This is a genomic window from Enterobacter sp. PL1 (assembly GCF_945957325.1).
In the GTDB taxonomy this organism is placed as follows: domain Bacteria; phylum Pseudomonadota; class Gammaproteobacteria; order Enterobacterales; family Enterobacteriaceae; genus Enterobacter; species Enterobacter roggenkampii.
This window is the reverse complement of the sequence record NZ_CAMFKT010000050.1, coordinates 1-11,864: the sequence shown is the minus strand read 5'-3', so window position 1 is coordinate 11,864 and position 11,864 is coordinate 1. Positions and strand designations below refer to the sequence as shown.

The window sequence follows — 11,864 nt, the reverse complement described above, 5'->3', positions numbered from 1 at the left end:
CCTTTCTTTATGCGCAAGACTTCCCCAGCATTCAATGAAAAATAACTGACGTGGGGAAAGGCCGTTACGTCTCAGGCGAACATCAATCCTCATGCTGTTGCGTCCTTTCTGTGTAGTGTTATAATTACCGTATATTAGCGCATTTGAATACGTTGCAGAACCTGCGGCGTATCGTACCGAAAAAAACGGCTCTCTCCTGCTTGACTGTGGTTTTGTCCCGGACTGGTTAGGGCCATACCTTTCAAAAACCGCCTCTGAAGGCGGTTTTTTTTTCGCCTGAACGCATTCATTCCCGTCGATGTAACGAAACAGGCAGAGTGTTTCACCGGCCTGCCTCAGGCAACTTTTCGCTTCCGGCCCGCACCCTGTCCGGTTCCACGGCAGAACAGGGCATTTTTTCTCCGACTCTCCCGGCACCTGGCTGAAAATACCCAGGTATCAGAACACGAATATTTCGATTTTTGTTACCTCACGGAAACGGCTGCGGCGAATTATTCCCGTGGCATAAGGGCTACGGAGGTGTCAGAATAAGTACGAAAGCCGGGATTACGCTACGCGAATAATTTATAACTGGCAGGGGTATTACCCGACAGAATTTGCACAGCGCACCTGTGTAATACAAATGAATTACACAAAAAATGATACCTCCCCACCCCGGGATACCCATGTTGTTGTTCCTGCCGGGCCGTGGTTTTGTTTTTATTCAGCAACAGGAGTGCAGCATGGAGGTTAACATCAGCCTTGAAGACCTGTTCGGCGACAGCATCAGAGAGATGCGGGAGCGGGATAAAGCGTTTTTACCTGAACCAGAATGGTTCTCCAGGATTGAGACAGACCTGGACACCTTTATGCAGACCTATATGACGAAGTATCCCTTTACGTCCTTTGAGGCCATCCCCCGGGACGAGTCGGGCCTCACGTTCCCGGCTTTTGAGGACCTGCAGTTTTATCTGCCGCAGCCGCTTCGCCATCAGCCGATGAAGATTGTTGAAGTAGACGGACTGGCCTTTCTCAGCGTTCTTGGTGACGGTGCATTCTGCATTGACCCGCGCCGGTGGCACAGGATCAAAACCTACATCGCGAAAGGCACAGTTGAATACCCGCAGGTTTCAGTCACACACTCTGGCGTATCGGACGGCCGCCATCGCACATTGTTGCTGATGCAGCTGTACAACCGCAGAACAATCCCGGTCGTCGTCCCAGAAAGCCATCACGGGACGTTTATGGCTGAGGCGAAAAACATGGGTGCGATTTAACTGGTCTGAGAGGGTATTTGTGTAATTCATAAGGATTACATTTGTATTTTAACTGTATTATACCAAGTGAAAGGGGGGAGGGAAGAATGCTGATGATAGCGGGCAACAGCCCTGTCCCTGCGACGAACTATGAAACAGCCATCGCGCTGCGTGGTATGGCGCTGCTGCAGCCATATCTCCCTAAATATCTGCTGGCGCCCGAAGTTGCCGTATTACTGCATTATCTGCCGGATGAGCGCCAGCGTATGCTCTTTGCCACACTGTGGAATACCGGAGCCCGTATTACTGAAGCCCTGACCATCACACCCGAGGATTTGCAACTTGATGGTCCACGCCCCTGCATCCGGTTACGCACACTGAAACAACGCCAGCGGGGAAGGGGACGACCGTCAGCGGATGAGAAGATAGCCCGGATAGTGCCGCTGCTCGATGCCGCATATGTCGATCAGCTTCGCCGCTATCTGGCCACGTTCAGAACCGGCCGACGACGCCCCTTGTTTGCCGTCAGCAGGAAAACAGCCTGGCTGTGGATGCAACAGGCGATCGACAGAGCCCGGGAGGAGGGGATTGAATTTGCGCTCCCGGCCATCAATCCAAAAACTCTGCGGCACAGTTTTGCCATGCATCTGTTTTTCAACCACGTGCCGCCGAAAGTCGTCCAGGCCTATATGGGGCATGAACGCTATGAAAGTACGGAGGTGTATCTGAAGGTTTTTGCGCTGGACGTGGCGCCACAGCTGGGTGTCACTTTTTCGCTGGATCACCGTGATTACAGCCATCTTCTGACACGAAAATAGAATACTTGTGTATTACACAAGTCATTCATTTAGTGTTCTGCCGTCAAAAAAGGGTGGTGGCCATTACTTGCTGGTTAGTAAAAAACGCACCACACTTGTAATTACATTTGTAGTGCTTGTATAATAACTGTACACGATATAACCGGAGTACGAGCAATGAGCACAATTCAAATCCGCGTTGATGACGAACTGAAAAAAGACGCCTATCAGGCCTTTGAAAAACTGAATCTGTCGCCTTCAGACGCACTTCGTCTGTTCCTGCGGTATGTCGCAGAGAACGAAAAACTCCCCTTTGCTGAAGTCTCAGTGATGGTGAGCGAAGATGATGAAGACGCTGATATTCTGGCAGTGGTTCGGGAAAGACTGAAAAATCCGGCAAGACGGATCAGGGTTAACGTTGATGACCTTTAATGTTGAATTTGACGAAAGGGCGTTTAAGGAATGGAATCAGCCCGACTGCATGGTGATCTGGCTGGCTGCTTTAAAATAAAGCTGAGAGCATCTGGTTTTCGTTTGATTTACAAGGTTATCGATGACGAGATTGTTATATGGGTGGTCGCAGTAGGTAAACGGGAAGACGAAAAAGCCTATGAAACGGCCCGAAAGCGTCTTTTATAAAAGAAATACAAACGTATTGCATTTGTATTCAAGATATCAAAAAAAATAACTATCACGCTCATACATAACAAAACCCACCTTGAGGTGGGTTTCGCCAGAAATATATCTGGTATTCAGAAGCGCCTTTACCGGACCAGGCCTGACCAGCGAACGCTGGTAGCGGGATGTCTGGATTAACCAGTCTGCTGCATCCTTAACTACATTATCGTGGCCTCATGTGTATATTACAACCAATATACCTTCACCTTGTGTTGCGGCTTTGGTGATTAATGATTGATTACAAATGTATTACATATGTAATCAGGATAACCTATCCGGCATCCCGGCAGGCTACCAACATAAACTGGTGTGGCAGGGAGGCATCCTGTGCTGACTCTGCCTGCCAGCCACACCGGTTAAACAGCTTTACCACGCCCCCGACATTACCGGTCAGGCGCGTCAGCAGCGGATTTATCTGTCGCCCATCGTCGTCAAACGCCGCGTCGAGGTTAGTCCGCGAGAGATAAATGCCGTTCACGCCGGCGTTCAGCGCAACGGCATACCGACCTGACCATTCCCGATCGCTCAACAGGCGGTAATTCCAGCTCATGTCTTTCGCGGTTTCCAGGGCATACGTCAGCCGGAACAGGTCGTTTTGCTCAGACAGTTCGCCGGTGCAGGAGCGCCAGAGGTAATTCAGCTTGCTGGCCAGCTTCGCGCTGACGCCCAGCTGGCGTCCCTGTTTCAGAAGCCACTCGATATCGGGCGCCACATCACGCGAAAAACGCCGTTGCTTCAGCGCGGCCGCCAGCCAGCGGGTGAGAAAGAGATTTTCCTGTGCCGGTGACAGCGCATCGCCGTTCTGTCTGGCCAGCGCAAGCGCCACCAGGGCACACCATGCCAGATGGCCCGATTTTTCTGTCAACGTCACTGAGTGCTCTTTTCCTTCTTTATTCTGTCCACAAAATTCTGTCGGGTTCCCGCTTACTGTCATACTGAGAGTATTTTAACCGGAACAGCAACAAAGTGGCATCCGGAACCGTCTGCATCCGCTCAGCGCATGGCCCATGCATAATGTTTTTCCGCATAATCGTACAGCCGGTAAGAGTTCGTAAGCGTACAGCGAGAACCGTATTGACGGGGATGTGTTATTCAGTTGGCAGTGTGATGCGCCAGGGTAGCAGCTCGCTGACCCGGTTGACCGGCCAGTCAGCTATGACGTCAAGGACATGGCGAAGGTAGCTTTCTGGATCCACGCCGTTCAGTTTGCACGTCCCGATCAGACTGTACAGCAACGCTCCCCGCTCACCACCGTGGTCTGAGCCGAAGAACAACCAGTTTTTACGACCCAGACTGACCATCCGCAGCGCATTTTCAGCGATGTTATTATCGGCTTCGGCCCAGCCGTTTTCTGCATAGTACGTCAGGGCCGGCCACTGGTTCAGGGTGTACGTGAACGCCTTTGCCAGCTCCGAGTGTCGCGACAGCGTTTTCATTTTTTCACGCAACCAGCTTTCCAGGGTACTAAGCAGCGGTTTCGTTTTCCGCTGACGTTCAGCAAGCCGTTGTTCCGCCAGCATTCCTCTTATTTCCGCCTCCACGGCATACAGTTCGCCGATACGCTTCAGGGCTTCCTCCGTCAGGGCTGACGGCGTGCGAACGTGCACATCGTGGATTTTACGGCGGGCGTGAGCCCAGCAGGCGGCTTCCGTTATCCGGCCATCGCGGTACAGCTCGTTGAACCCGGCGTACGCATCCGCCTGTAGCACACCGCTGAACCCCGCAAGATGGGTCTGCGGATGGATGCCTTTTCTGTCGGGGCTGTAGGCGAACCACACCGCCGGTGCCAGCGCTGACCCGGCGTTGCGGTCATCACGAACATACGTCCACAACCGCCCGGTCTTCGTCTTCTTATTGCCCGGCAACAGCACCTGGACCGGGGTATCATCGGCATGGAGTTTACCGTCAGTCAGGACATAGTCCTGAAGCGCCTCCTCCAGCGGGGACAGCAGCCGGCAGCATGCATCCACCCAGCCCGACAGCAGTGAACGGCTCAGTTCCACGCCCTGGCGACCGTATATTTCAGACTGACGATACAGCGGTGTGTGCTCTGCATACTTTGTGGTCAGCACGCGGGCCATCAGCCCCGGTCCGGCGATACCCCGCTCAATGGGGCGCGAAGGCGCGGGGGCCTGCACGATGGCATCACATTTTGTGCAGGCATGTTTTTCCCGTACGGTCCGGATCACCCGGAAGGCGCTGCGCATCAGCTCCAGCTGTTCAGCGGCATCCTCACCCAGGTAACTCAGCGCACCACCACACTCCGGGCAGCAGGAACCCGCTGGCCGCAGGCGTTTTTCATCGCGGGGGAGTGATTCGGGGAACGGTTTGCGGGTGCGGGTCTGACGCAGAGTGCGCTGTACTGCCGGGTCATCCACCCGACCGGTCAGCGTATCGCTCTCTTTCTGAAGCCGGTTCAGATCGGCTTCCATTTGTGCGATACGGCGGGAGACTTTTTCGGAACGGCTGCCGAAGTTCATCCGGCGAAGTTTATCCAGCTGCGCCTGCAGATGGTCTATTTCGCGCTCCCGGTCTGCCAGCTTTTCCAGCAGGGCACGGTTCAGCGCTTCCTGTTCGGCAAGGCGCTGTTTCAGCAGAAGGATGTCGTCAGAAGAGATGTCATTCATAAGCCAGCATTTTACCAGGCTTATTCTGCGACAACCAGGATAAAGAAGCCTACAGCATGGTCAGGGAGGTCAGCAACCGCTTCGGCTGTCGCCAGTCGATGCCTTCCAGCAGCATTGCCAGCTGCGCCGGGGTCAGGAACACTTTGCCATCGCGAGCTGACGGCCAGGCGAAGCGCCCGCGCTCCAGCCGTTTGGTCAGCAGGCACAGCCCGTCGCCGGTGGACCACAGAAGTTTAACCTGACTGCCGCTGCGGCCCCGGAAGATGAAGACATGGCCGGACATCGGTTCGTCTTTCAGCGCCGTCTGCACTTTTGCAGCCAGCCCGTTGAAGCCGTTTCTCATATCGGTAATACCGGCAACCAGCCAGATTTTGGTGCCTGTTGGTAGCGGGATCATCGCTTCAGTTCCTGTATCAGCAGAGTCAGAAGCTTTTCGCTGACCGTGCCGTTGAGGCGGAGTGTCCCGTGCCGGAACGTTACCTCACAGCTGATGCTGAGCTCTGAGTCCTCAGCGGGCGGTTCTGGTTGTACGGCGGTGGCATCGAGAGTCACAGGAAGTAACTGAGGACTCTCAGAGGAAGGTAATAGCAGCTTTCCCTCGCGCCACTGCTGGCGCCATTTAAAGAGCAGATTGGCATTAATGCCATTTTCAAGCGCCAGTTTTGAGATGGATATCCCGGGTTCGCAGGAGGCAGCAACGAGTTGCTGTTTAAACTCAGGAGAATAATTAGGGCAGCCTTTACGCCTGCCGGGAGTCATATTTTTCTGCATATCTGACACTTTGGTTCCCACTACTTATTTGGTGGACACCACTTTGTCGGATGCTTCAGATTATGACCAGACGGTTCACGCTGTACGCTTACAAGAGTTCTGCTCGTCGCCACCAATAAAAATACCGTTATCCATTATCCCCTCCGCCAGCCGCTGCGTATACCGGTGCGCAGCCTCATCCAGCTCAGCCCGACTCCCCCACGCGCCCTGCTGCTTACGCCAGCTCAGCCGCACGGCTTTCAGCAGGCGGCACATCTGCTGGCAGATGAAGTAGCAGGCGACGACGTTGCGCGCATCCCCCACAAAGACCACATCGCTGTCCGGGCGCATCATTTCGTTCCACAGGTAGATATCGTAGCAGCCCAGCATCATGGCCACGCGTTTTGCCACGAAACCGCCGTACCAGTAATACGCGGTGCGGGGGATGTTCAGGCGACGGCTCTCGGCAATATTACCGGTATGGAATGACAGCAGGCCAGATTCCGTCAGTTCCCGGACCAGCACCTCCAGCGCCCTGTGCCAGGCCCCGGTTTCACTGCGCTCAGACAGCGCTGAAAAGGACCGGCTGACAATGCCGGCAATCTGCTGTTCCGGTACGGCGTCACCATTCTCCGTCTGAAGGGACAGTTTACGACACAGTTCCTCGCGCTCCACCAGGGCATTCAGCATGGCATCACTTGTCACGTTCTGCGCGGTGGCCAGTGACGCAACACGTTCACGCAGGTCGTCAGAGAGAAAGACGCCCGCCCCGGCTGCCACCGCTGACGGTATTCTGACGCGGCGTGATACGGGCTTGTAGATTTCGCCGGTCTCTGGTCTGATTTTCAGGCCTGCCTTAAGCCAGCGGCTCAGCTCCTGGGGAAGGATATCCGGATTGTCCTTCAGGAAACGCGCCCGGTTTCCGCGCGCCGTTCCGTACACGCTGTCAATGTAGTCGGTCAGCAGCATAACGATATCCACAGAAGTGTTTATAAACATAACTGTTTATATCACATGCTTACCGGACTGGCGAGCAGTGCGCAGCCGGTCCACTGAATGACGCGAAGCGTCATGGAGGCGCCAGCGGGTGTTGAATATGGCTCAGTGAGTGAATGGCGCCGTAGCCCGGCGGAGCCGGTTACATTGTTGATAGGTTCCACCAATCTATCCCTTCTCCCTGCCAGACCAAAACCCGCTAAAAGCGATACAGAAGCTTGTGTGCGCTGTCGGAGTGGTCACGACAAGGCGAAGCCGTAGTCGGGGCGTATCTCCGCGTTAGCGGGCCGTCAGGGCCGCTTACGGGCGTGTACTCAATAACGGTCAGCGATACTACTTACAGTTACTCAGAATCCTAGTTACAACATCCATCATTAAAAGCGACGTTGTTCCGGGCCTTCGGCCCGGGGCGGCCTCGCTTTTCAGTGGTGGGGAGGGGCTGTGAGGGTTCAGGCAGGCACTGTTCCTGCTTTTGAGTGAGTATTTTGAATGTTGTAACTATATGTGCCGTGCCGGGGCCCGTCGCGTAGCGATGGGAGCTACTTTAGGCAGTTGCCGAACCGGCGCGGACGTGAGTCCGCTGCAAGGGCGGGCATTTTCAGGAGCCTGTCCACAGGTCAGGCGACGAACAGGTTATATATTTATATGAATGAAATAAAAGATATTTAAAAGAAGTATAGAGCAGGTTTTTAAAGGAAACCACGCACTTTGAAATCAGGTCGGCTGGCGCTCTGTAAGCATAACGGTTGTAACCTTATGGAAAGGTCCCTTGCAGTTATTTGTGGGTAACTGAATCTGGCGACGAGATGTGGCCACTCTGATGCAATTTCTGGCCATTCTGATGGCGGAATGGGGTGAATGTCAGGAAGGACGGCCGTCATTTCGTGCAGAAAACCGTCAACGATGGACTGCAGACGTGCGAAACCCTCCGGCGCCAGCCGGATTTTTCACACAGGAAGGGTTATATGGGGACGGTGGCCAGCCGCGTGTAGTTGTTACCACGCGACATCAGCATGCGCTCTTTCACGCGCCGCTCCAGCTCACGCTGGAGAGCATCCCTGTCGCCGACGAAACGCCCTTTGGCGTAGTCACGCGTCAGCTGCTGTTTCACCAGCGTCACAATGTCCTTACGGGCTCTGTCCGCGTCACGTCGGGCGCGGGCGCGCTTCAGGCCATGCTGTTTACGTTCGGACTGGTAGCTGCGGAACCGTTCGCGCACAAACCGCCAGGCCTTCGCTATCAGCTCGTCCATCTCCAGCGGCTTCAGGTTCTGCTTCTTACGCTGCTGATTCTCCCATTCCACACGGCTGCGCCTCGCGGCCACAACGGCCACGTCAGAGACGTCGAGCGCGGAGAACAGTGCCGGCGTGAAGGTGATATCGGTCGGGATATTGCAGCCAATCTGCGGGTCATACTCGGTCTGATAGGTAATCAGCCCCAGCTCCGCCATAAACGTCAGCGCCCGCGTGGCGCGGGTGATGGACAGATTACCGCTTTTCGACTCGGTGGCGAGACCGCACTCGATGGCCAGATTGGTGATGGAGCGCTGAACGCGGTTGGCCAGCGGGTCATAGTGGAAACACAGCCCCTGGAGCAGGGCATCGATGGCCCGGCGGCGCAACAGTGGCGGCATCCGGTGACGTTTACCCAGCGAGCGTAAGAACGCCACATGGATGGAAAAGTCAAAACGGGACGTGAAGCCTTCGGCTTTCGCCATCAGCTTACGACAGAACGGCAGTGTCTTTTTGCCTTCACGCGGCGTGAATGCCGGGTTCGGGTTTTTGACCTGACGGTAATGGGAGAACAGGGTCTGGGCGTCAGTCACACCTTCCCGCACTTATGTTGCACGGAAGGAGTAAATGGCACAGAAACGGGTATTGCAGTTTTCTGAGCATAAAACTATACTCCCTGCATAGAGCAACAGCTTCTATACAGTTTAAGTAGGCCCCGTTAATCTTCTCTTAGTCGCCAAACCTGGTGAAGATTATCGGGGTTTTTGCTTTTCTGGTCCCGGGTAGACACCTCATCAGAACCAGTTCCCTGCCACCTTATGGCGTGGCCAACCAAGAATTCACTAAAACGATCAGTAATCTAGCATCCAATGAGAAAACGTTCAAGAATGTGAAGTCTTTACATCGAGAACGCCGCGTTCAGAAAGTTCACGTTCGAGTAAGGTCTCAATAAACTGAGCTTGAGTGAGCCCTTCCTCTTCACAGATCGTAATCATCCAATCTTTAAGAGGATTTTTAACAAAAACCTTCACTTCTTTATGTGTTTCACGTTTACGCGCAATCGCGGCAAGCTGTCTTTCACTCGCCGACATCGGCTTACCTTTTCGGTAAGAACGCTTTTCTTTCGATGAGGAAGTTACTGCATTTTCGATCTGCGACATCTCTGCCTCCTCAAGGATCAAACTTGGATCGTTTGCAGAGAATACTACAGATATCTGAAATCAGCGACTTAACTTTACGCGAAGGTGTGAGCCATGTTGGCGCATGGTTCACCAGGATAGATGTAGATTGCGGATCAAATGACGATGCGACTTAGTATGAAGAATGCCAGTCCGTTCCTCCGTCCCAGCGCGACTGCCAGTGCTGAAGGTAGGTTTGTGCCACTTCCGGCACCTCATTAATAACCAGCACATTCTCGCTATTCCGCGATGCAGCAGAGCGAGTGTAGTTAAAGCTACCAGCCTCAACTGTATGATTATCAACAATAATGACTTTGTCATGCATGATGGCGTAGCGACCGTTGGTGCGCAGCGGAATTCCCGCGTTCACCACGATGTTCATCGCCGCCTGGCTGGCTTTGCTCCGGTTGCCCTTTTCATCAAGCACTATCTTCACATCCACACCACGACGTTTTGCCCTGACAAGCGCACTAACCACCTCCGGAGACGTAAATGAGTAGCCCATCAGCCGAATTTCCTGCTGTGCTGACTCAATCGTCTTAAGGACCAGCTGCAACGCGCTGCCTTCAGGTGAAAAGCCGACCTGAACGGAGGATGCCGCTGCTGCGGGCTGAATACAGCTCAGCGAAAGACATACCAGACCGGACACGGCCAGCTGGCGAAAGGTGAACTTACGCATTAAATAACCTCAGAAATACTGTTCGGATGTGTTAACCAGAAACGCCGGAGACGGGGAAAACTTGCTTTTACCCTTCTCCGGGGTTGGACAACTGAGCACGGCGAAGGCGTCAGTCTCTTTTAGCGGTATCAGTTGGCGGACGCCTGATTATTTTTTGGTATCACCGGCAGCATGACTGATGGCCTGCTGCAGGGCCTCCGCGCTGGTGTATCCCGGAATAACCGTCACGTTATCAGCACTGGCGCCGGCTGACGGGAGAACCACCAGGGCCGGGGTACCGCTGAAGCCCAGCTGCTGCGCAAGTGTGTTTATGCCATCCAGGGTCCCCTGAACATCTGGGGCTGTTTTCGCATCGAACTTCACGGCTTTTGCGGCCGCGCTGATATCAGCATCGGTCAGCTTACCCTCGTTGTGGGCGGTAGCGTAAATCGCGTTGTGATAGTTAAGGTAAGCATCGGCCCCCTTCTGCTTCCAGATCTGAAGCCCGGTTTTCGCCGCACTGAGCGACGTCGGCCAGCGCTGGCCAAATATCGGGAATTCCTTGAACACAAAGCGCACGTCCGGGTTAGCTTTTATTACCTTCTCCAGTTCCGGCGCCAGGCGGGCACAGTAGATGCACTGGTAATCAAAGAATTCAACGACCGTCACTTTCGCATCAGCAGGACCATATGATGGTGTGCCTTTATCGTTCAGCAGCGCTGCCTGATTCTGAACCACGGCGGCCGTCATCGCCTGCTGCTGCTTCTCCTGCTGTTGGGCCTGCAGCTTCTGGCTGACCTCAACCAGCACTTCCGGATGAGCCAGCAGGTAGTCTTTCGCGATTTCACCAATGCGGGCTTCCTGTTCCGGGGTAAAGGCAACGGCAGGTTTCTCTGCTGCCCCCGCCACGCCGGAGACCAGAAGGCCTGCGGCAAGCATGACTGAAAGGGTTTTATTCATGTTCATCCTGTGTTTTTCTCTTCTCGGTTGTTATCAGTTCGTTCCGTGCACGGGTGGCGACGCTTCTGACCGCCCTGCGCTGTCGTTTAGCGTGCTCCTGAGCCCTGCGCTCCACGGCATACGCCGCCTCCTCCGCACTCACCGCTGCGACCGGTTCACCGGCAAGGTTTTTACGCCACGCGCCCACCGTCATGGCGCCCAGATACGCATCCGAGCGGGTGACGGCGGCAAGGCAGCGTTTCAGCGTCTTCACGGAAATCTCCAGCCCGCGCCGGCGAATGTCATTGACCATTGCCTCCCGGATGTTGACCGCCAGGAGCTGCGGCTGGCCGTCCGTCACCAGGGCTGGCCAGCAACGCTTCAGGAGCGCGAGCGCGTCCGCAAGCGGCATGACCTTCCGGTACACCGGTTCCGGGGCAGGTTTGCGCCTGGCCGCCCGCATGGCCTCCCTCTCCTGGGCCTGTCGCTCAGCCCACTGCCGGGCTTTCTCTGCTTTTCTGGCGGCCTTCTCGTCCGCCTGCGCCTTTTTCGCGCTCTCATCCACCGCCTGCTTCCTGACCTTCCAGGCAGGCGTCGTGTTCACCACCACGGTCTTTTTACGCGTGACCCGGCCCGGACCCGCACCGTCCGGTTCACTGTTGCTTACGGCACGCTGACCTTCTGGCTCCGCTTTGCGGCGCAGCGTCAGCGTGGGGCGCCCCTGCTCTGTCATCCTGCCTCCGGATAAATCTGTTTCACGTATACTCCCCTGAC

The 11,864-nt window shown here is 54.9% G+C and carries 14 protein-coding genes and 2 pseudogenes; 5 read left to right on the top strand and 11 right to left on the bottom strand.

What is annotated here, in order from left to right; genetic code table 11:
* Positions 1–722: 722 nt before the first annotated feature.
* The 4 genes and pseudogenes from N6P30_RS23670 to N6P30_RS23655 all read left to right on the top strand — a co-directional run bounded on the left by N6P30_RS23670 (position 723) and on the right by N6P30_RS23655 (position 2,671).
* Positions 723–1,256 carry a hypothetical protein gene (locus tag N6P30_RS23670; protein ID WP_225828835.1) on the top strand — a complete coding sequence of 178 codons (534 nt, stop codon included), beginning with the start codon at positions 723–725 and terminating at the stop codon, positions 1,254–1,256.
* 86 nt (positions 1,257–1,342) lie between these two features.
* Complete coding sequence (locus N6P30_RS23665) at positions 1,343–2,053, top strand: tyrosine-type recombinase/integrase (RefSeq protein WP_032637325.1); 711 nt, start codon at positions 1,343–1,345, stop codon at positions 2,051–2,053.
* Positions 2,054–2,209: 156 nt separating this feature from the next.
* Entirely contained in the window at positions 2,210–2,464 is a 255-nt protein-coding gene (locus tag N6P30_RS23660) for a type II toxin-antitoxin system RelB/DinJ family antitoxin (RefSeq protein ID WP_000104338.1), read from the top strand.
* A pseudogene (locus tag N6P30_RS23655) lies at positions 2,454–2,671 on the top strand (type II toxin-antitoxin system RelE family toxin). Before N6P30_RS23660 ends, N6P30_RS23655 begins: the two are co-directional and overlap by 11 nt.
* 310 nt (positions 2,672–2,981) lie before the next feature.
* Here the strand turns inward: N6P30_RS23655 and N6P30_RS23650 are convergent.
* The 7 genes from N6P30_RS23650 to tap form a co-directional block, all read right to left on the bottom strand.
* Positions 2,982–3,581, bottom strand: coding sequence for a DUF2913 family protein (locus tag N6P30_RS23650; protein WP_032637323.1), 600 nt, complete (start codon positions 3,579–3,581; stop codon positions 2,982–2,984).
* 217 nt (positions 3,582–3,798) lie between these two features.
* Entirely contained in the window at positions 3,799–5,337 is a 1,539-nt protein-coding gene (tnpC, locus tag N6P30_RS23645) for an IS66 family transposase (protein ID WP_025714981.1), read from the bottom strand.
* A gap of 49 nt (positions 5,338–5,386) precedes the next feature.
* Entirely contained in the window at positions 5,387–5,734 is a 348-nt protein-coding gene (tnpB, locus tag N6P30_RS23640) for an IS66 family insertion sequence element accessory protein TnpB (RefSeq protein WP_004114612.1), read from the bottom strand.
* The gene (tnpA, locus tag N6P30_RS23635; RefSeq protein ID WP_004118218.1) at positions 5,731–6,108 is read right to left on the bottom strand and encodes an IS66-like element accessory protein TnpA; all 378 of its coding nucleotides are present in this window, start codon (positions 6,106–6,108) and stop codon (positions 5,731–5,733) included. Before tnpA ends, tnpB begins: the two co-directional genes overlap by 4 nt.
* A 75-nt stretch (positions 6,109–6,183) precedes the next feature.
* Positions 6,184–7,056 (bottom strand): hypothetical protein, encoded by an 873-nt coding sequence (locus tag N6P30_RS23630; RefSeq protein WP_260629989.1) that lies wholly within the window; start codon positions 7,054–7,056, stop codon positions 6,184–6,186.
* Between the two features lie 988 nt (positions 7,057–8,044).
* A complete protein-coding gene (gene repA / locus N6P30_RS23625; RefSeq protein WP_024191793.1) occupies positions 8,045–8,920 on the bottom strand; it encodes an incFII family plasmid replication initiator RepA in 876 nt (291 codons plus the stop codon).
* A complete protein-coding gene (tap, locus tag N6P30_RS23620; RefSeq protein ID WP_011201829.1) occupies positions 8,901–8,978 on the bottom strand; it encodes a RepA leader peptide Tap in 78 nt (25 codons plus the stop codon). The genes repA and tap overlap by 20 nt, the downstream gene beginning before the upstream one ends.
* A 79-nt stretch (positions 8,979–9,057) precedes the next feature.
* Here tap and N6P30_RS24600 point away from each other — a divergent pair.
* Positions 9,058–9,161 (top strand): annotated as a pseudogene (locus tag N6P30_RS24600) (replication protein RepA).
* Positions 9,162–9,196: 35 nt separating this feature from the next.
* Here N6P30_RS24600 and N6P30_RS23610 read toward each other — a convergent pair.
* The 4 genes from N6P30_RS23610 to N6P30_RS23595 form a co-directional block, all read right to left on the bottom strand.
* On the bottom strand, positions 9,197–9,475 hold the full coding sequence (locus N6P30_RS23610; RefSeq protein ID WP_008324932.1) for a replication regulatory protein RepA: 279 nt from the start codon (positions 9,473–9,475) through the stop codon (positions 9,197–9,199).
* 151 nt (positions 9,476–9,626) lie between these two features.
* Complete coding sequence (locus N6P30_RS23605) at positions 9,627–10,172, bottom strand: phospholipase D family protein (RefSeq protein WP_008324931.1); 546 nt, start codon at positions 10,170–10,172, stop codon at positions 9,627–9,629.
* A gap of 147 nt (positions 10,173–10,319) precedes the next feature.
* Positions 10,320–11,111, bottom strand: coding sequence for a DsbA family protein (locus tag N6P30_RS23600; protein WP_016247521.1), 792 nt, complete (start codon positions 11,109–11,111; stop codon positions 10,320–10,322).
* On the bottom strand, positions 11,104–11,864 hold a 761-nt coding region (locus N6P30_RS23595; protein ID WP_260629988.1), incomplete at its 5' end, for a fertility inhibition protein FinO. The genes N6P30_RS23595 and N6P30_RS23600, both read right to left, overlap by 8 nt.